Origin of the sequence: Virgibacillus salexigens (assembly GCF_014905415.1) — a bacterium.
Classification (GTDB): Bacteria; Bacillota; Bacilli; order Bacillales; family Amphibacillaceae; genus Virgibacillus; species Virgibacillus salexigens.
On the sequence record NZ_BNEO01000001.1, the window covers coordinates 1,616,411 to 1,640,036 of the forward strand.

At 37.1% G+C, this 23,626-nt stretch carries 23 protein-coding genes and 1 tRNA gene; 23 read left to right on the forward strand and 1 reads right to left on the reverse strand.

Annotation, left to right across the window (positions count from 1 at the left end; genetic code table 11):
- Positions 1-125: 125 nt before the first annotated feature.
- The 8 genes from spoVT to JKP73_RS07460 all read left to right on the forward strand — a co-directional run bounded on the left by spoVT (position 126) and on the right by JKP73_RS07460 (position 6,052).
- On the forward strand, positions 126-662 hold the full coding sequence (spoVT, locus tag JKP73_RS07425) for a stage V sporulation protein T (protein ID WP_021290360.1): 537 nt from the start codon (positions 126-128) through the stop codon (positions 660-662).
- A 242-nt stretch (positions 663-904) separates the two neighbouring features.
- Positions 905-2,476 carry a putative polysaccharide biosynthesis protein gene (locus tag JKP73_RS07430; protein WP_021290361.1) on the forward strand — a complete coding sequence of 524 codons (1,572 nt, stop codon included), beginning with the start codon at positions 905-907 and terminating at the stop codon, positions 2,474-2,476.
- Positions 2,477-2,507: 31 nt separating this feature from the next.
- Entirely contained in the window at positions 2,508-3,956 is a 1,449-nt protein-coding gene (yabN, locus tag JKP73_RS07435; protein ID WP_200411058.1) for a bifunctional methyltransferase/pyrophosphohydrolase YabN, read from the forward strand.
- A 1-nt stretch (position 3,957) separates the two neighbouring features.
- Complete coding sequence (locus JKP73_RS07440; RefSeq protein WP_021290363.1) at positions 3,958-4,218, forward strand: RNA-binding S4 domain-containing protein; 261 nt, start codon at positions 3,958-3,960, stop codon at positions 4,216-4,218.
- Positions 4,219-4,281: 63 nt separating this feature from the next.
- A complete protein-coding gene (gene yabP, locus JKP73_RS07445) occupies positions 4,282-4,581 on the forward strand; it encodes a sporulation protein YabP (RefSeq protein WP_021290364.1) in 300 nt (99 codons plus the stop codon).
- Entirely contained in the window at positions 4,578-5,177 is a 600-nt protein-coding gene (gene yabQ / locus JKP73_RS07450) for a spore cortex biosynthesis protein YabQ (protein ID WP_021290365.1), read from the forward strand. Before yabP ends, yabQ begins: the two co-directional genes overlap by 4 nt.
- A 6-nt stretch (positions 5,178-5,183) precedes the next feature.
- Positions 5,184-5,564 carry an FtsB family cell division protein gene (locus JKP73_RS07455; RefSeq protein WP_200411059.1) on the forward strand — a complete coding sequence of 127 codons (381 nt, stop codon included), beginning with the start codon at positions 5,184-5,186 and terminating at the stop codon, positions 5,562-5,564.
- Positions 5,565-5,668: 104 nt separating this feature from the next.
- On the forward strand, positions 5,669-6,052 hold the full coding sequence (locus tag JKP73_RS07460; protein ID WP_021290367.1) for a S1 domain-containing RNA-binding protein: 384 nt from the start codon (positions 5,669-5,671) through the stop codon (positions 6,050-6,052).
- 151 nt (positions 6,053-6,203) lie between these two features.
- On the opposite strand, the gene JKP73_RS07465 is transcribed toward JKP73_RS07460, so the two are convergent.
- Positions 6,204-6,277, reverse strand: a tRNA-Met gene (locus JKP73_RS07465).
- A gap of 425 nt (positions 6,278-6,702) precedes the next feature.
- Here JKP73_RS07465 and spoIIE point away from each other — a divergent pair.
- The 15 genes from spoIIE (at position 6,703) to lysS (ending at position 23,048) form a co-directional block, all read left to right on the forward strand.
- A complete protein-coding gene (spoIIE, locus tag JKP73_RS07470) occupies positions 6,703-9,153 on the forward strand; it encodes a stage II sporulation protein E (RefSeq protein ID WP_369759841.1) in 2,451 nt (816 codons plus the stop codon).
- Between the two features lie 134 nt (positions 9,154-9,287).
- On the forward strand, positions 9,288-10,022 hold the full coding sequence (locus JKP73_RS07475; RefSeq protein ID WP_038244664.1) for a VWA domain-containing protein: 735 nt from the start codon (positions 9,288-9,290) through the stop codon (positions 10,020-10,022).
- Complete coding sequence (prkT, locus tag JKP73_RS07480) at positions 9,991-10,929, forward strand: serine/threonine protein kinase PrkT (RefSeq protein ID WP_160806963.1); 939 nt, start codon at positions 9,991-9,993, stop codon at positions 10,927-10,929. Before JKP73_RS07475 ends, prkT begins: the two co-directional genes overlap by 32 nt.
- Positions 10,930-10,980: 51 nt before the next feature.
- Complete coding sequence (tilS, locus tag JKP73_RS07485) at positions 10,981-12,372, forward strand: tRNA lysidine(34) synthetase TilS (RefSeq protein WP_160806964.1); 1,392 nt, start codon at positions 10,981-10,983, stop codon at positions 12,370-12,372.
- Between the two features lie 13 nt (positions 12,373-12,385).
- Complete coding sequence (gene hpt, locus JKP73_RS07490) at positions 12,386-12,928, forward strand: hypoxanthine phosphoribosyltransferase (protein WP_021290372.1); 543 nt, start codon at positions 12,386-12,388, stop codon at positions 12,926-12,928.
- A gap of 135 nt (positions 12,929-13,063) precedes the next feature.
- Complete coding sequence (gene ftsH, locus JKP73_RS07495; RefSeq protein ID WP_021290373.1) at positions 13,064-15,133, forward strand: ATP-dependent zinc metalloprotease FtsH; 2,070 nt, start codon at positions 13,064-13,066, stop codon at positions 15,131-15,133.
- Between the two features lie 433 nt (positions 15,134-15,566).
- Entirely contained in the window at positions 15,567-16,361 is a 795-nt protein-coding gene (locus JKP73_RS07500) for a type III pantothenate kinase (RefSeq protein WP_031335312.1), read from the forward strand.
- Positions 16,358-17,236, forward strand: coding sequence for an Hsp33 family molecular chaperone HslO (gene hslO / locus JKP73_RS07505; RefSeq protein ID WP_021290375.1), 879 nt, complete (start codon positions 16,358-16,360; stop codon positions 17,234-17,236). The genes JKP73_RS07500 and hslO overlap by 4 nt, the downstream gene beginning before the upstream one ends.
- A gap of 94 nt (positions 17,237-17,330) precedes the next feature.
- Positions 17,331-18,245, forward strand: coding sequence for a peptidyl-prolyl cis-trans isomerase (locus tag JKP73_RS07510; RefSeq protein WP_306465015.1), 915 nt, complete (start codon positions 17,331-17,333; stop codon positions 18,243-18,245).
- A 105-nt stretch (positions 18,246-18,350) separates the two neighbouring features.
- The gene (gene cysK, locus JKP73_RS07515) at positions 18,351-19,277 is read left to right on the forward strand and encodes a cysteine synthase A (RefSeq protein WP_038241522.1); all 927 of its coding nucleotides are present in this window, start codon (positions 18,351-18,353) and stop codon (positions 19,275-19,277) included.
- A 169-nt stretch (positions 19,278-19,446) separates the two neighbouring features.
- Positions 19,447-20,268 (forward strand): dihydropteroate synthase, encoded by an 822-nt coding sequence (gene folP / locus JKP73_RS07520; protein ID WP_021290378.1) that lies wholly within the window; start codon positions 19,447-19,449, stop codon positions 20,266-20,268.
- Between the two features lie 3 nt (positions 20,269-20,271).
- Positions 20,272-20,640 carry a dihydroneopterin aldolase gene (gene folB, locus JKP73_RS07525; protein WP_021290379.1) on the forward strand — a complete coding sequence of 123 codons (369 nt, stop codon included), beginning with the start codon at positions 20,272-20,274 and terminating at the stop codon, positions 20,638-20,640.
- Positions 20,633-21,145: a 2-amino-4-hydroxy-6-hydroxymethyldihydropteridine diphosphokinase gene (gene folK / locus JKP73_RS07530; RefSeq protein ID WP_021290380.1), complete on the forward strand. Its 513-nt coding sequence runs from the start codon at positions 20,633-20,635 to the stop codon at positions 21,143-21,145. Before folB ends, folK begins: the two co-directional genes overlap by 8 nt.
- On the forward strand, positions 21,115-21,351 hold the full coding sequence (locus tag JKP73_RS07535; RefSeq protein WP_021290381.1) for a helix-turn-helix domain-containing protein: 237 nt from the start codon (positions 21,115-21,117) through the stop codon (positions 21,349-21,351). The genes folK and JKP73_RS07535 overlap by 31 nt, the downstream gene beginning before the upstream one ends.
- Before the next feature lie 215 nt (positions 21,352-21,566).
- Positions 21,567-23,048, forward strand: a complete 1,482-nt coding sequence (gene lysS / locus JKP73_RS07540; RefSeq protein ID WP_021290382.1) for a lysine--tRNA ligase — start codon at positions 21,567-21,569, stop codon at positions 23,046-23,048.
- Positions 23,049-23,626 lie beyond the last annotated feature (578 nt).

The window sequence follows — 23,626 nt, forward strand, 5'->3', positions numbered from 1 at the left end:
TTATGTATAGATATCCTGTATTGCATCATACTAAAAACACACCTGGTGATTTTTACACATACAGAAAACATTTAGAAGTGTAAAAAGAGAGCAGTAATCATCATTAGAAAGTGAGGCTACTTAGTATGAAAGCAACAGGAATTGTCCGTCGAATTGATGATCTAGGAAGGGTAGTAATTCCAAAGGAAATCAGAAGAACCTTACGGATACGTGAAGGAGATCCGTTGGAGATTTATGTGGACAGAGAAGGGGAAGTAATTCTAAAAAAATATTCTCCAATAAATGAGTTGGGTCATTTTGCAAAAGAATATGCAGAGGCTTTATTTGACTCTCTGCATGTACCTGTTATTATATCTGATCGCGATGAAATTATTGCGGTAGCAGGAGAATCAAAAAAGGATTACTTAAACAAAAACATTAGCTCCCAAATAGCTAAAATGATCGAGGGTCGTACACAAGTAATAGAAAAAGAACAGAAACCATTAGAAATAATAGATGGAAATGAGCAAGAACTGAATTCTTATTGTATTAGTCCTATTATTGCGAATGGGGATGCGATTGGTTGTGTGTTAGTCTTTTCAAAAGATGGCGAGGCATTTACGAAAGTGGAGCAAAAAGCAGCAGAAACAGCGGCAAGCTTCCTTGCCAAACAAATGGAATAATACTTCATTATTGAGGATTATTCAACCTGTTAGTTTGTTCAAAGCTTATTCTCTTTGGTATAGGGTAAGTAAAGAGGACGCTTAACATCATTGCGTTCGGCTCAACGATTATTGCTTCGTTGAATTAGCCCGAACAGAAGCTGTCTTACCAAAACGGTAAGGCAGCTTTTGTTTAATACGAGGTTGTTTTTTGCTATGCTATAATGAAATAGAAGTGAGAACAAAAAGGAAGTAAGTTATTGATGAGTGATAATGAAACAAATCGGCTTGTGAAAGGGGCGTTAGTGCTTACACTAGCTGGTTTGATAAGTAAACTATTAAGTGCAGGTTATCGGATACCATTACAAAATCTAACAGGTGACATCGGTTTCTATGTCTATCAGCAGATCTACCCAATCTTAGGTATTGTATTTGTTTTAACCCTATATGGTTTTCCTTCCGCCATCTCGAAAATGGCAGTAGAGCTAAAAGCACAAGGAACCCCCCTATCTATCAGAGGTTTTTATATACCAGTCTTTCTTATTTTATTTGTATTAAGTACGATTTTATTTCTTTTTCTTTATTTCAATGCACCGTATATAGCAGGCTGGGTAGGCGACTCTCATTTAACATCAACCTACCAATTTGCTGCTTTTGCATGCTTACTTGTACCATTTTCATCATTCATTCGTGGGGTATTTCAAGGTGAATATATGATGAAGCCAACCGCTCTTTCTCAAGTTGTAGAACAATTTGTCCGTGTAACTATTATTATCCTGGCAGCACTTTTTATCTTTAAAGAAGGCGACCATATATATCAAGTTGGTAGAGCGGCGGTTTTAGCATCAATACTTGGGGCAATTGCTTCAAGTATTATCCTGATTGTTTTGTTTATGCAGAAGAAACCATATGCGAAACAGCAAAATGAGGAAATACAATGGCAATATTATATACGTACTATATTTATCTTAGGGATTGCTGCAGCCTTAAATCATATGATTTTACTTATCCTTCAATTTGCAGATACGTTTACGTTGTTTCCTAGCTTAATTGAAGCAGGTTATTCGAAAGAAGCAGCAATGGAAGCTAAAGGGGTATTTGATCGCGGCCAGCCATTAATTCAATTCGGAACGGTGTTAGGCTCGTCATTTGCTTTAGCACTGCTGCCATCAATCTCTCTAAAAAAAATAAAACAAGAACCGAATACGTACTACCCTTATATTGGAGGAGCAATGCTGGTTAGTATTTATTTAGCCCTTGGAGCGACAATTGGATTAGTTGCTATCTTTCCAGAGGTTAATCGATTGCTTTTCCAAGATAATCAGGGGACACTAGAACTCCAATTATTAGTTGTATCAATTATACTTAGTTCGATCGCCATTACAGCATCTTCTATTCTACAGGCACTAGGGTTTATCAAACGAATTGCCTTGTTCATACTGCTTGCTTTTTTTGTTAAATGGATAGCGAATCAAGTGCTAGTTGTGCAGTTAGGTCTAATGGGAAGTGCGGTAGCAACCATTCTCTCTCTATTGTTGTTAAGCTGTATTGTATTAATCGAATTACAAAGAAAATTACCTATGTTACACCTTTGGCAAATGTTACGCTGGAAGGCATTAATTTTTCCTGGGATCATCATGGTGATCTATCTATCAATTGTTGAGTGGATCGCTTTGCCTTGGCTAGATAATTCTCGCATAAGCTTGTTCATATATGTCGTTTTCATATCGCTTTCTGGTGCTCTACTATATGGATACATGCTTATTAAATGTCAAGCATTCACAGAAAAACAGTTACGTATGCTTCCATTTAACCAATTTTTTAAAATGAAATAGGAACAGTTACTATATATTAGGAGGAACAACGATGTATAAGGTTGAAGTTGTCGGCCTAGGAGCAGGTGATATGGACCAGCTACCTTTAGGCATTTATAAAAAACTAATCTCTGCTTCTAATCCAATATTCATGAGAACAATGGATCATCCAGTGGTGCATGGATTACAGCAAGAAGGCGTCCGTTTAGAATCTTTTGATACCATTTATGAATCAGAAGATCAATTTACGTCTGTTTATGAACGAATTGTAGACATCATTTTACATAAAGCCAATGAACAAAATGTGATTTATGCTGTGCCTGGACATCCAATGCTTGCTGAAAAAACAGTTCAGTTACTACTAGAACAACAAAAAGTTCCGGTGAATATTATTGGTGGCAAAAGTTATTTGGATGATCTTTACACTGCTTTAAAGATTGATCCAATTGATGGGCTTCAATTTCTAGATGCGACATCATTTGATCGAAGCCAGATAAATTATCAAAATCATCTTATCTTTTGCCAAGTGTATGACCAATTTACTGCTTCGGAAGTTAAACTAACTTTATTAGAGGATCTTCCTGCTGATTATCCAATCACCATTGTTGAAGCCGCCGGAAGCAAAACTCAGGAAGTTATTACCCTTCCATTAGAAGAGCTGGATCGTATCGTGGAAATCAGTAACTTAACAAGTGTTTATATTCCACCTGTTCCAGATCATTTATTACATCATTCATTCCAACAACTGCGTCATGTTATTCGTTTGTTACGTGGACCAGATGGATGCCCTTGGGATAGGAAACAGACACATGAGTCCTTACGAGAGTATGCAATTGAAGAAGTCTATGAATTAATTGATGCCATTGATCATCAAGATGATGAAGGAATCGTAGAAGAGCTTGGGGATGTGCTTCTTCAAGTAATGTTACATAGCCAAATTGGCGAGGATGGGGGCTATTTTAATATAGACGATGTCGTTCGGTCGATCACTGATAAAATGATACATCGACATCCGCATGTTTTTCGGGATACAAATGTGCAGTCCGTTGAAGAAGTGATCTCTAACTGGGAGCAGTTGAAGAAGCAAGAAAAGGGCGACAAACGTACATCTATTTTAGACGGGGTGGCCAAACATTTACCTTCTCTTGCACGCTCCTATCAATTACAGAAGAAGGCGGCTAAAGTTGGCTTTAATTGGGATGACGAAAATGATATATGGGAAAAACTGAATGAAGAAGTACAGGAGTTTAACGAAATGGTGGAGGCAGCCAATAAGCTTGAAATGGAAAAAGAATTTGGAGATGTTCTATTTGTACTTGCAAATCTTTCAAGGTATTATAAGATCAACCCTGAAGTGGCATTAAATCGAACAAACGAGAAGTTTATTTCCCGTTTTTCGTTCATTGAGCAACAATTAGCAATACAAAATAGCAGTGTACAAGATGCTACGTTAGAGGAAATGGATGAATTATGGAATCAGGCAAAGGAAAAGGGGGAATAACATGAGACTAGATAAGTTTTTAAAAGTTTCAAGACTAATTAAGCGTAGAACATTAGCGAAGGAAGTAGCTGATCAAGGACGAATTACAATCAATGGAAATCAAGCAAAGGCCTCTTCTACGTTAACAGCTGGTGATGAGCTTGTTATTAAATTCGGCCAGAAACTTGTAACTATCCATATTAATGACTTGCGTGGGACAGTAAAGAAAGAGGAGGCAGAGTCGTTATATACAGTTGTCAAAGAAGAGAAATTAAATAATTAAAATACTATGTTCTATACTTGTCCCTCCTATCATAAAGTAATAATGATAAGGAGGGCTTTTACGATGAATTATTATGAAAATAAGGAAAATATAACGCGTGTCCAAACAGATCATTATGTGAAGATTAATAATCGAAAAAACCTAGAAATCAGTGGTGTGAAAGAAGTAGATAGCTTTGATAATGAAGAATTTTTATTGGAAACAGTTATGGGGTATTTAATTGTTCGCGGACAAAACCTGCAATTAAAGAATCTTGATGTAGGTGAAGGGCTAGTAACGATTAAAGGTAAGATATATGAGCTTTCCTATGTAGATGAGCAGCAGGAGAAGGCTAAAGGATTCTTTAGCAAGTTATTTAAATGAGTCTAAGTACGCAATTTCTAACAATGATTACAATGATTGCGGGTGGGTTTTATCTTGGATTGATTCAAGATACCTTCCGTCGCTTTAGTGCCTATTGGAAAGATAGGCGGATAATGACCTATCTGATGGAAGTGTGCTTTTGGCTAACACAAACGATGTTATTATTTTATATTTTATTTCGAATTAATGGGGGAGAATTAAGGTTTTATATCATTGCGGCCTGTTTATTGGGATTTGCCTTTTATCAAGCAGTGGCTGCTAACATCTATAAAAAATTGCTTGAATATTTAATTCATATAGCAGCAAATATATATCGTTTTATAGAAAATGTTGTACAAGCTCTCATTATTTCTCCAATTAAATGGGTCGTGAAGTTGGTCTACGCCATTGTCCTTTGGCTTATAAAGATTATCGGAACGATTCTCCTTTTTATTTTAACGGTTATCATAACTCCTTTTAAATGGTTCTTTCAACTGATATATCGCCTATTACCGGAAAAAATTCAATTATATATTTTCAAAGTAGCAGGATTTTATAGTACAATGAAGAATATATGTATTAAGGTGATGAAGTATGTTAAGTTTAAGAGGAGGTAACCATCGTTGGCTTCAGACAAACAAACGGTAACAAGATTAGACTCTAATTATATGCAGCAATATGATGCGTACGTTGACAGGCAAAAGCGAAAGAAGAAGCGGTTAATTCGCAGACTTGTGCTTTTTTCTTTAATCGCCGTAATTGCTTTTGGGAGCATGGCAACATACCATATTAAACAATGTGTACTTCATGCTGAAAAAACGGAAGAATATGAAGCCTTACAACAAGATCTTGCTGAATTAGAGAAACAAGAAAATAATTTAAAAGAAGAAGTAGAGCTGTTGAAAGATGAAGATTACGTATTACAAATAGCAAGAACGAATTATTTCTTTTCAAAAGAAGGAGAATTAATTTTCAAAATTCCTGAAGAAGATCCGTCTTATTGACACACTTTTGTTTGCTTGGCTATAATATAATAGTAAGCTGATGAAGCTTCATCAGTGATGATATATTAGTTTTCTTAAAAATTTTAAGGAGGAGCATTTTTTTTATGTCAATTGAAGTAGGCAGCAAGCTGCAAGGAAAGGTAACTGGTATCACTAATTTCGGGGCCTTTGTAGAGCTTGAACAAGGCACTACTGGTCTTGTTCATATTAGTGAGGTTGCTGACAACTATGTAAAAGACATTAACGATCACCTTTCCGTAGGAGATGAAGTAAAGGTGAAAGTTATTAATGTCGAGAAAGACGGAAAAATCGGCTTGTCTATAAAAAAAGCTGTAGATAAACCAAAACGTCAACGAGATAACCGTGAACGGATGGAATCTTTTGAGTCAAAAATGAATCGTTTTCTTAAAGATTCAGAGGACCGTCTTGCCTCTTTGAAGAAGCACACGGAATCCAAACGCGGGGGTCGAGGTGCTAAAAGAGGATAGCAGTTGCTGTCTATATAATAATGCTCTATAGGATAGATACGAAAAAAGCAGCAGCCGTAAATTAATTTACGGCTGCTGCTTTTTGGTATACACACATATGCATAAATAAAAACCCTACTAATGTAGAAACATAGTAGGGTTTTTATATAGATGGCGGCGGAGGGGATCGAACCCCCGACCTCACGGGTATGAACCGTACGCTCTCGCCAGCTGAGCTACACCGCCTAATTAGCCAACAGAAAATATAATACAGCAGGATTGGATGTCTGTCAATCATTTTTCGGTAGAAATAATAGAAAAGCAGAAAAAGTTATCGGTGTGCTCGGTTGTCATTATAAACTCGAATGAAGGGTTGCCCATTCGTCAAATTGGATTATGTTAGTAAGAATGATTCAGATTTCAACAAAATCTGTTTATCTATAAGAAGAAAAATAAATCAATGGAAACGTTTTTTATAATTGATTCAGCGCGAAGTACTGTAAAAGAGTGACTCTTAGTTAAAACAGGGATACACACGCGTGTTCGTGTTGAAAACTGTTCGATTGATAGAAAGCCGTCGAACGATTCTTGGTAATTGCTCTCTTGTTTTGACAAAAATAGTTGGCATATTGTGGTTTAATGATATGCACAAAGAGGGAGTGGTAGTTATGATGGATTCAATTACAAGAGTCGAACCGAAAGCATTTAGAGCAGAACGCACCAAACAAATGGACAAGCTCCGTAATCGATTATATGCGAAACTTCGTGTAATTCTACTTGAACGGGGATGGCTGTTTTATATTATCGGGTTTCTATTAGGTCGTGCCGTTATTTTATCTGTCGTATCCCCGTTTGCGGTAGCCTTTTTAGCTACTATATGGCTAGTTCATAAAGAAAAAACATTAAAATCGATTGTAGCTGTTCTAATAGGTGCATTAAGCTACTCGTTAGACCATTCAATATTTATTGCACTAGCTATGCTTGTCTTTGTCTTCTTGGGCGGATTTTTTAAGAAAGCTAAAAATCAACAGGTCCTTATTCCTTTATTTGTATTTCTTTCCACGGTAGCAACTAGAGTATTTCAATACTCTATTTCTCAACAATTATCACCGTACGATTGGATGCTCGTATTTGTAGAAGGAGTATTAGGTACGGTTTTAGTATTAATATTTATGCAAAGCATTCCTTTATTATCACCTAAACGTTATAACCCCGCTTTAAAAAATGAGGAGATCGTATGCATGATCATACTTATTGCCTCTATTCTTACTGGAACAATTGGATGGGAGCTTTATGGTGCTTCATTTGAACAGGTATTTTCTCGTTATTTTGTATTATTACTTGCTTATGTCGGCGGGGCGGCAATTGGTTCTACAGTAGGGGTTGTGGCTGGGCTTATTTTGTCTCTAGCTAATGTAGCAAATCTATATCAAATGAGCTTACTTGCTTTTTCCGGACTGTTAGGAGGGTTATTAAAAGAAGGTAGAAAGCCAGGGGTTGCCGTTGGTTTATTTGTAGGAACTTTTCTTATAGGTATTTATGGCAATGCCAGTCAATTAGTTCCATCGATTTTGGAATCATCGATAGCAATTTTCTTCTTTTTACTAACGCCAGCAAGTTGGTTTAAGAAATTATCTCGTTATATTCCAGGAACAGAAGAATACACCAACGAACAGGAACAGTATTTACAGAAAGTGCGAAATGTTACTGCTAAACGGGTTGAGCAATTTTCAAATGTATTTCAGGCATTGTCCAATAGCTTTACTACGGTTGATGGACAAGTAGAAGAAGACCAGGAATCAAGAAGGGAGACGGATTATTTTCTAAGTCAAGTAACAGAGAAAACATGTCAAAATTGCTTTATGAAGGAAAGGTGTTGGCAGAAAGAATTTGATAAGACATATTCGTTAATGGAGATGATGAAGGATGATATGGGAGAGGGTGGTAAACTTAATCGAAAGACGGCACGTGAGTTCGAAAGTTATTGCGTCAAGCCAAAGAAAGTTCTCGATGCAATGAAGGAAGAAATGTCTTATTTTGAAGCGAATCAAAAGCTTAAACAACAAGTGATGGAAAGTAAAAAACTGGTTGCAGATCAATTACAAGGTGTTTCAGAAGTAATGGAGGATTTTGCAAAAGAGATATTAAAAGAACGTCAGCATCATGAGCAACAGGAATTGCAAATTGTTCACGCATTGAAAAAAATGGGTATTGAACTAGAAAAATTAGAGATTTATCGTTTAGATAAGGGGAATGTAGATATAGAAATGACATTAACCTTCTATGATTATCATGGTGAGGGGTCAAAACTAATTGCGCCGGTATTATCAGATATTTTGAAAGAGGTTGTTGTGGTAAAGCAAGAAGAAATTGCACCATTTCCGAATGGATATAGTTATCTTGCATTCGGTTCTGCAAGAGAATTTGTAGTAGAGACAGGTGCTGCAAATGCAGCCAAAGGAGGAGGACTGGTTTCCGGTGATAGCTATACGACGATTGAGCTTGGTGCAGGGAAGTATGCGATGGCGATTAGTGACGGTATGGGGAACGGAGAAAGGGCTCAAGAAGAAAGTGTAGAGACACTTCGATTGCTCCAACAAATCCTACAAACGGGTATACCGGAAAAGGTTGCGATTAAATCGATAAATTCAATTTTGTCTTTACGATCAACGGATGAAATGTTTGCTACCTTGGATTTAGCAGTTATTGATTTACACAATGCGTTTGTACAGTTTCTTAAAATAGGATCGACACCAAGCTTTATTAAACGCGGGGATCAATTAATTAAGGTAGAAGCCAGTAATCTTCCAATGGGGATTATTCAGGAATTTGATGTTGACATTGTTAGTGAACAATTAATGTCAGATGATCTATTGATTATGATGAGTGACGGGATTTTTGACGGTCCAAAACATGTAGAAAATACGGATATCTGGTTGAAACGGAAAATCCGTGATATGCGAACCAATGATCCGCAAGAAATAGCCGATTTAATACTGGAAGAAGTGATTCGTACCAGGTCAGGAGAAATAGAAGATGATATGACAGTGGTTGTAGCCAAAGTGATGAAAAACATTCCCAAATGGGCTTCTGTTCCAGTTTATCATGATAAAGCGCAATGAAAAATAAAATCGTTTCAGTTGAATTCCATTGTTTCAACCAACCGTATACCTCCCCTGTTCTCTTCCGCGATACCATGTATAGATAGCTATAAAACTGGCGATGATGGTACTGAAAAGTTGGGAGGTAGATGGTGTTGAAAAAAGGTACGCTTAAACAAATCTTGTTAATCACCGACGGGTGTTCGAACAAAGGAGAGGACCCCGCCGCTACTGCATCATTGGCAAATCAGCAAGGAATTACCGTAAACGTAATTGGTATTTTAGAAGATGATCAATCTGAACAACCAGAGGGCCTTAAAGAAGTAGAAGACATTGCCTTATCTGGTGGTGGAGTCAGTCAGCTTGTTTATAAACAAGCTCTATCCCAAACCGTACAAACGGTAACAAAACAAGCAATGACACAAACCCTGCAAGGATTTGTAAATAAAGAATTACAGCAAATCTTAGGACAGGATCAATCGCTAGAGGATTTAGAACCGGAAAAACGAGGAGAAGTTATGGAAGTAGTTGAAGACATGGGAGAAACCTGTGATCTTGAAGTGCTTGTTTTAGTAGATACTAGTGCAAGCATGCATGATAAACTACCAACAGTAAAAGAAGCATTAATTGATCTATCTATTAGTTTGAATTCTCGTATTGGCCGTAATCGATTTTGCATTTTCAACTTTCCGGGTAAACGCAAGGATATCCAAAAAGTGTTAGATTGGTCTCCTGCTTTGGATTCAATATCAAGTATTTTTCCGAAGCTTACAAGTGGTGGAATTACACCTACTGGTCCTGCCATTCGCGAGGCAATGTATCAATTTGGTAAGAAGACCTTGCTAAGGAGCTTGAGGGATGAAGATGAATCAGGAATGGAAGAAGCATAGTACAGTTGTTCGCCCTGGAATGTACATTCAAGGGAAATGGCATAAGAAGGTTTACGTTATTAAACAAAAGCTGGGAGCAGGAGCAATTGGTTCTGTTTATTTATGCGAAGCAAATGGAAAGCCTGCTGCATTGAAAATCAGCGATAAACGTTCATCGATGACCGTTGAAGTTAATGTGCTTAAGTCATTAGGGAGGGTCCAAGGGAGTCGACTTGGACCTTCTTTATTAGATGTAGATGATTGGACAGCACCTTCCGGGGAAAAATATTCTTTCTATGTGATGGAATATTTACAGGGAGAACCAATGTCTGCTTATATTAGACAGCATGGTAAAGAATGGATAGGGGTATTTATGTTGCAACTATTAGAAGACTTAGAGCAGCTTCATCAGCATGGATGGGTATTTGGTGATTTAAAAATAGATAATTTACTTATCGTCTTATCCCCACCAAGAGTCAGATGGGTAGATGTTGGTGGTACAACTCAAGTAGGCAGAGCAATAAAGGAATACACCGAATTCTATGATCGTGGTTATTGGGGGATGGGAACACGAAAAGCAGAGCCTAGCTATGATTTATTTGCATTTGTAATGGTTTTTTTAACTATCTACTATCCAAATCGTTTTAATAAAGACACACAACCAGAAAAGATGCTGTTTCGAAAAATTGACGAGGCAAAAGGGTTACGGCCGTACCGTTTAGTGCTGAGGAAAGCGTTGATAGGCAAATATGTAACCAGCTCCCAAATGAAAAAAGAATTATTGCAAGTTATCCACAATATCCAAAAACAGCATACAGTAACTGGAAATCAAGCACAACCAACGAGACAAGACCCTTTTTTGCTTGAAGCTGCAGGCATTTCCTTTTTAGCAGCAAGTTATTATCTAATTTCTTTGCTTTTTCAGTGATTATGATTATGGTACGATAAAAGTAGAATTGCTCTGTTGGAGATGGACAAATTGAACAGGAAAGTAACACAGTTTATAAACAAACATGATTTATTTGAGAAAGGTACTACGATACTTGTGGGGGTCTCAGGTGGCCCTGATTCTATGGCTCTCCTTTATTATTTAAATTCAATAAAGGATGACTGGGGATTACGTATTATTGCTTTGACAGTGGATCATCAATTGCGTGGTACAGAGTCTTTAGAAGATCTCCAGTTTGTGCAGCAAAAATGTAGGGAATGGAATATTGAGTTTAAAGGTACTTCTGTAGATGTCCCTGATTATAAACAGCAGTACAAAGTTGGTACACAAGTAGCAGCAAGAGAATTACGTTATAATTACTTTTATGAGCAAATGGAGTTATTTCATGCAAATTGTTTAGTATTGGGACATCATGGTGATGATCAGGCAGAAACAATGCTCATGCGTTTAGTTCGATCTGCTGATTCTCAATCGCTAGCGGGTATTCCCGTAAAGCGGCCATTTGCTAAAGGTTTGATTGTACGACCATTTCTTTGCGTAACGAAAGATGAAATTTGGCAGTATTGTAGACGTCATGACATTGAATCTAGAATTGATCCGTCAAATCAGGAAACCACTTATACGAGAAATTTTTTCAGAAAGCATGTACTACCATTAATAAAAGAGAAAAATAGTAATATACATACTACAATACAGCATTTAAGCGAAACCTTACATGCAGATCAATCGTATTTAAAGCAGCAAGCAGAAAAAATGACCCATGATATTGTTTTGTTTGATAAGAAAAATAAGCTTTTGTCTTTTTCTATTCCCACATTCAAAACATATGCATTTGCTTTACAAAGACGTGCCTATCATCTAATATTAAACTATCTGTATATTGATTTACCGAAGGATTTATCTTATGTCCATGAGGAGCAGTTTTTTTCGTTATTGCACCATCAAACTGGGAATACTCGACTCGATTTCCCTGAAGGGCTAAAGATAGAAAAATCATATGATCAGATACGTATTTCTTTCAATCAAGACGGCCGTCCCGATTCTTATCATAAACTATTGGAAGTTCCTGGTAGAGCAGTTTTGCCAGATGGTTCAGTAATTATTGCTGAATACGTAGAGAATTCTCTAGAACAATCCGAATTCACCTTTGTGTGTTACAAAGAGCAAGTAGAATTACCATTACATATTCGAACACGTGAGCAAGGGGATAGAATGCGTTGGAAGGGATTAAAGGGAAGCAAGAAAGTCAAGGACATCTTTATAGATGCTAAAATTCCAAGGTTTCAGCGAGAAAATTGGCCAATTGTTACGGATAATCAAGGAACTGTTTTATGGCTAGTAGGATTGAAAAAGGGACAACCTGCAAAAAGGGTGTTAGGTGCATCACTTATACAACTATATTATGACAAAGGCAACATGTAGGAGGAGCAGACATATGCATAATGATATTAAAGAAGTATTAATATCAGAGGAAGAAATCGCAATTAAGTGTAAGGAATTAGGACAGCAATTAACTGAAGAATACGATGGGAAATTCCCGCTTGCTATTGGTGTCCTAAAAGGCGCAATGCCGTTTATGTCAGATATTTTACGCTACACACAAACACATTTAGAAATGGATTTTATGGATGTATCAAGCTATGGTGGCGAAATGCGTTCATCAGGTGAGGTTAAAATTGTAAAAGACTTAGATACAAAAGTAGAAGGTCGCGATTTACTAATTATAGAAGACATTATCGATAGTGGATTAACATTAAGTTACCTTGTGGATTTATTTAAATATCGAAAAGCGAATTCTATTAAGATTGTTACTCTACTGGATAAACCATCTGGGCGTACTGCAGCTATTAAGGCAGATTTAATTGGTTTTGAAGTTCCGAATGAATTCGTCGTTGGATATGGTTTGGATTATCAGGAAAAATACCGAAACCTTCCATATATCGGTGTATTAAAACCAGAAATATATGGTGGAGAATAATATTAATTTTCTAGTGGAAGAATGAGATACATCATAGAAATAAAAATGCTGTTTTTTAAGTGAAATTAGTTGTATTCCAACTTTTTTGTATGGTACGATGTTATATAGTTTTTCCCGCTTGGGAGGAGGTAAGCAATGAACCGGATATTTCGGAATGTGTTCTTTTGGATACTTATTTTCTTCGTTATTATAGGAGTCATTGGAGTATTCAATGGACAGAATGAAGAAGCAGAACAATTCAATGTTAAGCAATTTATGGATGCTTTAAATAGTGGCGAGATTCAAGAAATGACGATGCAACCAGCAAACGGAATTATGCGAATTAGTGGTAATTTGAATGAGGGCGACCAGCAATTTGTTGCACAAGTCCCAGATAACACAGAAATCATCGCATCTATTACTGAACAAGCCAATGATCAAAGTGTACTTCATGTTGAAGAAGAAGAGCAACCAAGTGCATGGGTAACATTTTTAACGACGATGATTCCATTTTTAATCATCGGGTTATTCTTCCTGTTCATCCTTAGCCAAGCCCAAGGTGGCGGCGGTGGTGGCCGTGTTATGAACTTTGGAAAAAGCAAGGCGAAAATGTACAGTGAAGATAAGAAAAAGGTTCGCTTTAAGGATGTCGCTGGGGCGGACGAAGAAAAACAAGAACTTGTAGAAGTTGTAGACTTCCTAAAAGATCCGCGTAAATTTTCAACCGTAGGAGCAAGAATTCCTAAAGGGGTGCTTTTAGTTGGACCTCCAGGAACAGGTAAAACCTTACTTGCACGTGCAGTAGCAGGTGAAGCAGGAACACCATTCTTCTCGATTAGTGGTTCTGATTTCGTGGAAATGTTCGTAGGTGTCGGTGCATCCCGTGTCCGAGACTTATTTGAAAATGCTAAAAAGAATGCTCCTTGTATTATATTTATAGATGAAATTGATGCCGTTGGTAGACAGCGTGGTGCTGGTCTTGGCGGCGGACATGATGAACGTGAACAAACATTAAACCAATTACTTGTAGAAATGGATGGATTTGGTGTTAATGAAGGAATTATTATCATTGCAGCAACCAACCGTGCCGATATTCTTGACCCTGCATTATTACGTCCAGGTCGTTTTGACCGTCAGATTACCGTTGATCGACCAGATGTAAAAGGACGTGAAGAAGTACTACAAGTACATGCTAGGAATAAACCTTTGGCTGATAATGTTGATGTGAAAACAATAGCAATGCGTACACCTGGATTCTCGGGCGCCGACCTAGAGAACTTATTGAATGAAGCAGCTCTTGTTGCTGCAAGGCGGGACAGCAAATCGATTGATATGATAGATGTTGATGAAGCCATTGATCGTGTCATTGCGGGTCCTGCTAAGAAGAGTAGAGTTATCTCTAAAAAAGAACGAAATATTGTAGCTCATCATGAAAGTGGACATACGGTAATTGGTATGGTATTAGATGATGCGGATATGGTACATAAGGTTACTATTGTTCCACGCGGTCAAGCAGGTGGTTACGCTGTGATGCTACCTAGGGAAGATCGTTACTTTATGACGAAACCAGAATTATTTGATAAGATCACTGGATTGCTAGGTGGTCGCGTAGCTGAAGAAATCATGTTTGGAGAAGTAAGTACGGGTGCTCATAATGATTTCCAACGTGCGACTGGAATTGCTCGTAAGATGATTACCGAGTATGGTATGAGTGAAAAAATTGGTCCGTTACAATTTACAAGTGGCGGTGGTGAGGTATTTCTTGGTCGAGATCTTAACAATGATCAAAACTATAGTGATGCAATTGCTCATGACATTGACCAAGAAATGCAAAACTTCATCAATTATTGTTATGATCGTGCTAAAACCATACTTACAGAACACAAAGATAAGTTAGAATTAATAGCACAAACTTTACTTGAGGTAGAGACACTAGATGCAAAACAAATTAAGTCGCTGTTCGAAGAAGGTAAACTTCCTGAACCAGAGGAATCTGAATCATTAAAAGTTAATATTCAATCTAATGATAAGGATGAATCTCCAGAAACATTCGAGGAAGCAAAAGATAAAGCGAATAAGAAATTTGAAGAAGACCTTGAAGATGGCATTACAACAAATAATAAGCCAACTTCATCTAATGGAACAACTTCAAAAAATCCACCTTCAACAGATGAGATAACAACAGATAATAAACCATCAGCAGATGATGAAGAGAAAAAAGATTAATACAGCTAGAATGTAAATGAACAATGACACGAAGTTCAACCGCTTGTTAAAGGGCAAGAACTTCGTGTCATTTTTTTGCATGTAAAGAAAAGGTGGTATATAGGATTTGGTTTATTAAAGAATAAGTATAGGTGGAAATAGAGCATACGTGTAATGGTAAGGTGATACCACTTTTCGATGGCATAAGGTAGACAATTGCACATACATCATATGCTTCAGTTCATATAGGTTTGTGCTCTGTCTATAAATTGCACACACTAACAAAGACAAACAGTACCTTTCTTCTCACTGTTGGCTGTCAGAATAAAGGTAAGTGTGTTTTGCTCATAACTAGTCGGTTTAATATATATTCCCTTTTAAATATGGTATATTAAAAAAATAAGCGTATCCTTTGGTTCTAATCCAAATTTGAGAAAGAAAGGTATGGAAGTTTATGTTGTTTGTACTTGATGTTGGGAATACCAACACAGTATTAGGAGTATTTGAAAAAGATCAATTAAAGCATCAATGGCGGATAAAAACAGACCGTTATAAAACAGAAGATGAATTTGGAATGCTAATTAAATCCTTATTTGATCATAGTGGAATTGCGATTTCAGAGATAAAGGGTGTTATTATATCTTCTGTAGTTCCGCCGATCATGTATGCTTTAGAAAAAATGAGTAAAGATTATTTCCATCTTGAGCCGATGATTATTGGAAAAGAAACGGTACATTCTTTCTTAAACATGCGTTATCCTAATCCAAGAGAAATTGGTGCAGATAGAGTGGTCAATGCAGTAGGGGCAATAGAAGATTATGGATCGCCATTAATTGTAATTGATTTTGGCACTGCCACTACGTATTGCTTTATTAACAAGGACAAAGAATATTATGGAGGAGTTATCTCCCCAGGAATCAATATTTCAATGGAAGCACTATATAGCAAAGCTTCTAAATTACCGCGAATAGAGATTCAAGCTCCTACAAGTGTAATTGGGTCTTCGACTGTGGAAGCAATGCAGTCTGGTGCTTTCTATGGTTATGTAGGACAAGTTGATGGGATCGTTCGCCGAATTAAAAGTGAAATGCAAGTAGAAGCTACGGTCATTGCTACAGGTGGTTTAGCATCATTAATTGCCTATGAATCAGAAACGATTGACCATGTAGATCCATACTTAACATTAAAAGGACTTTATCTTATTTATAATAAAAACAAAGCGAGCTGGAAAGGAGAAGAGACAACATGAAGGACTTTATATTAAAAGCAACAGCTTACGATGGTATGATTCGAGCTTATGCAGCTTCATCAACGGATACTGTTGAAGAAGCAAGAATGCGCCATGATACGTGGGCAACCACTTCTGCTGCGCTAGGCAGAACAATTACCATCACTGCATTGATGGGTGCCATGCTTAAAGGGGACGATTCCATCACATCGAAGGTTTTGGGGGATGGACCAATTGGTGCGATAATTGCGGATGCAAATGCAAAAGGTGAGGTACGAGGATATGTTCAAAATCCCCATGTCGATTTTGACTTGAATGATAAAGGAAAATTAGATGTTGCTCGGGCAGTGGGTACAAATGGAAGTATAAGTGTCATTAAGGATTTAGGTTTAAAGGATTTCTTTACTGGAGAAGTTCCGATTATTTCCGGGGAAATTAGTGAAGATTTTACGTACTATTTCGCCAATTCAGAGCAGGTACCTACAGCAGTTGGTGCAGGAGTACTTGTGAATCCTGATCATAGTATATTGGCGGCGGGTGGTTTTATCGTACAGGTTATGCCTGGAGCAAGTGAAGAAGTAATTAATCAGCTAGAGGAACAAATTCAGTCTTTTCCGGCAATATCTACTTTAATTCGAGAAGGGAATACACCTGAACAAATACTGCATCGACTGTTTGGAGAGAATGAAATTAAGGTACATGAGTCGATTCCACTGGAATTTCGTTGTAATTGTTCAAAAGAACGCTTAGAACGAGCAATAAAAGGCTTAGGAAAAGATGAAATTCAATCAATGATTGATGAAGATAACGGGGCAGAGGCGAATTGCCATTTCTGTAATCAGTCTTACCAATTTTCAGAAGAAGAGTTAGTTACGTTAAAAAATCAAATTGGTTAATTACATTCAGGGATTTTCCCTGGATGTTTATTATAATTACCTGTATAGTTCGTATAACCGTGCCTTAGGTACCGTAGGGTTATAGGGGGAACAAATGTCAATGTCAAAAAAATTATTATTAGCGATCATTGTTGTACTTTTAATTACAAATATAGCTACGTTGTTAGTTTGGAATAATGAAGAGCGTGTAGAATTAGGCAATGGAGATAGTAAAAGCTTAAGCCAAAAGGAAGATGTAGCTTCGGTTGATGGTGAAAATATTACATTTCAGGAATGGAATCAATCCTTAAGGAATAATTATGGTAAAAAACAATTACAAACACTAATTGACCAAAAAATTGTGGAACAAATGGCAGACGAAAAAGGTATACAGATTAGCGATAAAGTTATCAATCGCGAAATATCAAGGTTGGTAGCAAAACAAGGTGTATTGTCAAAATCGGAATACACAGCATTAGAAGAACAATGGATAGAAGATATCCGATATCGTTATCAACTACAATTGCTATTAGCTGAAGGGGCTTCGATACCTGAGGAAGAGATAACAACTTATTATAATACATACGGCGATCAATATAACTTCAGTGCTTCCATGCAAACGTCTCATATTCTTGTAGATAATATGGAGACTGCAAATAAAATATATGAAGAGTTAGAAGCAGGAGCTTCATTTAAATTACTTGCGCAGGAATATTCGAATGATGAAACCACGAAGAAAGATGGAGGCTACTTAGGATTCATTTATACATCGAGTCAATTCTTTCCAAATGGTTATGCGGATATTGCCGTAGATATGAAAGAACATACGTATAGTAAACCATTTGTCGCTGATAATGGTATTGCCATTCTATATCTTCATAGAAAATTACCCTCTATTGAATTCACTTATGAAGAGATGAAACCATATATAAAAAGTGAGCTGGCCTTACAGGAAAAGAATCAACCTTTAGAGGCTGCCGCCCTTTGGAGTAATAAGGAGATTGACTGGATATACGGAGAAAACCAATAATATAAAACAATCTGACAATTATAACGTTTGAGTTGACATTTGACCAGGTAAAACGTAAATTAGAATTAATCATACAAAATAACTAGGAATTAGGAGGAAATGAGGATGAAAGTAGCGAATAATATAGCTGAACTTATTGGGGAAACACCCGTTGTGAAATTAAACAATATAGCAGATGACGACAGTGCGGACATTTATGTCAAGCTAGAGTTTATGAACCCTGGCAGTTCTGTAAAAGATCGTATCGCATTAGCAATGATTGAAGCCGCCGAAAAAGATGGGGCATTAAAAGAGGGCGATACAATTATTGAACCTACTAGTGGTAATACGGGAATTGGCTTAGCAATGGTAGCTGCTGCCAAAGGGTATAAGGCAGTACTTGTTATGCCAGATACGATGAGCCAAGAACGTCGCAACTTATTGCGTGCATACGGTGCTCAGCTTGTTTTAACTCCCGGTGCAGAAGGGATGAAAGGAGCCATTAGTAAAGCAGAGGAGTTACAGAAACAAAATAATTATTTTATGCCACAGCAATTCAATAACGAGGCCAACCCTGAAGTTCACGCACGGACAACAGGTGCAGAAATTGTTTCACAAATGAGTGAAGGTTTAGATGCGTTTGTTGCTGGTATTGGTACTGGAGGTACAATTACTGGGGCAGGAAAAGTATTAAAAGAAAACTTTGAAGGCATACAATTATATGCAGTTGAACCATCTGCTTCTGCCGTGCTTTCCGGTGAAACTCCGGGACCACATAAAATTCAAGGTATTGGTGCAGGATTCGTTCCCAAGATTTTGGATACGGATATATATAATGAAATTTTACGAATTGATAATGAGGAAGCATTTGCTACTTCAAGAGAAGTAGCTACTACAAATGGGATTTTGGGTGGTATTTCTGCTGGTGCTGCAGTTGCAGCTGCTAAGAAAATAGCTAAAAAGCTAGGTAAAGGTAAGAAGGTGCTTGCTGTATTCCCTGATAATGGAGAAAGGTATTTATCAACCCCGCTTTATCAATTTGAGGAAAAATAATTTTTAAGTTGTTTGCCAGTATCGTAAAGGTACTGGCTTTTTTACGTAAAACATCAACTATATAAAATAATAGTTGATTGAAAAGCTTTTCTTACGGGATCGGGTCGCCTGGTGTCTCGTTCTGTGATACGATAAATAATGAATTTGGTAGAAAGAAGGTACGGCTACTATGCGTTTAACAACGAAAAAGAAAGCTTATGATTTAACAGTACGCACGCATATTATGGGAATCTTAAATGTTACTCCTGATTCTTTTTCCGATGGTGGCAATTATACCACGATCGCTAAAGCAGTGGATCAGGCTATTCTTATGGAGAAGCAAGGTGCAGATATTATAGACATCGGTGGAGAATCAACCCGACCTAATCACGATCCAGTCTCACAGGAAGAAGAAATTGAGCGTGTAGTTCCAGTAATAAAGGCAATAAAGGAAAAGGTGCAGATTCCAATTTCCATTGATACATTCAAAGCTGGGACAGCCCAAGCCGCGTTAGAAGCTGGTGCAGATATTATTAACGATGTATGGGGAGCAAAGAAAGAGCCAGCAATTGCTAACGTTGCAAGCGCTTTTCAATCTCCAATTATCTTAATGCATAATCGAGAACATATCGATTATCAAAATTTAATTTCAGATATGCTCAACGATTTGCAAGAAAGCATTGATATAGCTTTAGCAGCAGGAGTGAAGAAAGACAATATTATTATTGATCCCGGGATTGGTTTTGCAAAAACGGCAAAAGATAATTTGTTAGTACTGAATCAACTGGAACGGTTCAAGCAGTTAGGCTATCCTATATTACTAGCTACGTCGAGGAAAAGATTTATTGGACGTGTATTAGACTTACCAGCTAATCAGAGGGATATCGGTACAGGTGCTACTACTTGTATGGGAGTAATGAAAGGCGCCCATATGGTACGTGTTCATGATGTGAAGACAAATGTGGAGTTATCAAAAATGATGGATGCTATGCTTCATGTAAAAAGAGGGTAGAATATGGATAAAATAATCTTAAATAACTTGCAATTTTATGGATTTCATGGATTACTTTCAGAGGAAAATAAGTTGGGTCAACGGTTTCAGGTAGATGCGACATTATATATTGATTTACGGCATGCTGGGAAAAGCGATGATATGAATCATTCTGTCCATTATGGACAAGCATATGAATTGATCAAAGAAGTAGTTGAGGGGGAAAAGTTGAATTTAATTGAAGCAGTGGCAGAAAGTATTGCAACTAAATTATTAACTAGGTTTCATTTATTGGAAGCATGCACGATCAAAGTTACGAAACCAGATCCCCCAATCCCGGGCCATTATGATTCAGTTGCCGTAGAAATTTATAGGGAGAAGAATGATGAATAAGGTATATCTAGCATTAGGAACAAATATTGAACCAAGAGAACAACATTTAGAAAGTGGGTTGCGGGGAATAATGGAGCACCCTAATATTACAGTTACCAGACAATCTTCTATTTACCAAACAGCTCCTGTAGGGTATACAAACCAAGCTGATTTTTTAAATATGGTCATTGAAATAGAAACATCATGTAGCCCGTTAGCCTTATTGGATTATTGTCAAACGTTAGAGCAAGAATTAGGAAGAGAACGAACGATTCGTTTTGGTCCAAGAACAATAGACCTTGACATTTTACTTTATAATCAAGAAAATAGTAAAACAGAGCGATTAATCATTCCGCATCCACGGATGCATGAACGTGCATTCGTTCTAATTCCATTACATGAAATAGCGCCAGATATAGTAATACCAGAGCAGGAAAGGCGAGTATCTGAATTAATAAAAAAGCTTCCGGGAAAAGACATAAAGGATGTATCTATATGGATAAAAAACGAATCGGCAGACGAATAAAGGCATTTCGCAAGTTAAAAGGCTATACACAAATAGATTTTGCCAAAGAACTAGATGTTCCACTATCTGCCATTGGTGGTGTTGAACGAGGATCGAAAGAACTTTCTGACGACCTTTTACAAAAGGTGGCTGCTACATTAGAAATATCCAAAGAAGAATTAACATTGCAAGTACAAGAGGTAGATAATAATTCAGGAGAATCATAAAAGAAAAGAATTGTTTATTCCAAATTGGGAATTAAATATTTCTTTGTAGAGTATGTAACTAAATGGGAAGAGGAAGCTAAAGCTTAATGATTATTATAAAATTTGCAAGTTGCGGGTTTTTACCATGAATTGTATTTGTTTTATCAAAGCTCATGAAATGAAAGATGGATTAGAATAAGCTATACTTACCTATAGAAAAGACTGGAGTGATAATGGTGTCAGAGGAATTAAATGAACATATGCGGGTGCGCCGAGAAAAGCTTGACCAATTTGTAGAACAAGGGGTAGATCCGTTTGGTGGAAAGTTCACACGTACCCACTTGGCAAGTGAATTAAAAGATATGTATGATCGTTACTCAAAGGAAGAACTAGAAGAGAAAGAAGAAGAAGTAACCATTGCAGGAAGAATGATGACAAAACGGGGTAAAGGAAAAGCGGGGTTTGCTCACATTCAGGATATCAGTGGTCAGATCCAACTTTATATACGTAAAGATAAAGTTGGAGAAGAGGCCTATGAAATTTTCACATCCAGTGACATGGGGGATATTATTGGTGTCACTGGGGTAATGTTTAAGACAAAAGTGGGTGAGCTATCAGTAAAGGCTACTAGGTTTCAGTTATTGACGAAATCCTTACGCCCATTACCTGAAAAGTACCATGGTTTAAAAGATATTGAGCAGCGCTATCGTCAGCGTTATCTTGATTTAATAACAAATATGGATAGTAAGGAAACGTTTGTGCTAAGGAGTAAGATCATTCAAGCAATGCGTCGTTATTTGGATGGACAAGGGTTCTTAGAGGTAGAAACTCCGATGCTACACGGAATTCCTGGTGGTGCATCAGCACGACCTTTTGAAACCCATCATAATGCATTAGATATTCCTTTATATATGCGTATAGCTATCGAACTTCATTTAAAACGTTTAATTGTAGGCGGTTTGGAAAAGGTTTATGAAATTGGACGGGTCTTTCGTAATGAAGGTGTATCTACAAGACATAACCCAGAGTTTACAATGATCGAATTATATGAAGCCTATGCAGATTATCATGATATCATGTCACTAACCGAAAACCTGATTGCCCATATTGCTAAAGAGGTATTAGGAACAACGAATGTTACCTATGGAGATCATGAGGTGAAACTGGCGCCAGAATGGACAAGATTGCATATGGTTGATGCGGTTAAAGAAAAAACTGGTGTGGATTTCTGGAAACAACTGACGGATGAAGAAGCTCGTAATCTGGCAAAAGAGCATGGAGTAGAGATTACTGATACGATGACATTCGGGCATGTAGTGAATGAATTCTTCGAACAAAAAGTAGAGGAAGAACTAATACAGCCAACATTTATTTATGGACATCCAGTGGAGATTTCTCCACTGGCTAAGAAAAATAAAGCAGATGATCGGTTTACAGATCGCTTTGAATTATTTATTGTTGGACGCGAGCATGCCAACGCATTTAGTGAATTAAATGATCCGATTGATCAACGTGAACGTTTTGAAGCGCAGGTTAAAGAACGCGACCAAGGAAATGATGAAGCCCATTATATGGATACGGATTTTCTTGAAGCTCTAGAATACGGAATGCCGCCAACCGGAGGTCTTGGAATAGGTGTAGATCGATTAGTTATGCTTTTAACTAATTCTCCATCTATAAGAGATGTACTGTTGTTCCCGCAGATGCGAAATAAATAATAATAAAAGTAGTCAACATAGGACGAGCATGCTCGTCCTATTTTTTATAAGAAAGCGGATGTAGCCAAAGAAGGTTTTAGTTTATGTATAAGGGGTAGATGATATATAAAGACGAAATAAATAAAAGAAGGAAAATATCGAATTTAAGAAAGAATACAAATTAAAGCTTCGTTAATTTTTCTTTAAAAAAAGCTTGATTTCAAACTACAAACATGGTAAATTAAATACCGTTGCTTCATAAGGCAACAGAACACATGCCATGCATAACTCTTGAAAATAATTTAAAAAAGTTATTGACTTATGACGCGCTGCATGGTATATTAATAAAGTCGCCAATTTGGGAAGCGAAACAGTTGATTATAAAAACTTGAAAAAAGTTATTGACAAACGCTAATCAAACTGGTATAATAAAAGAGTTGCTGCAAAAAGCGACTAAGAAATATTTGCTCTTTGAAAACTGAACAAAACAACCAGTATGTCAAGAAAAACAGGTAACCTGTTATTTCTATAAAACAACCAGAAGGCAACTTCTGGAGAAGCTAAGAAGAATGATTAACGGTGTTTAATCATAAACAAAC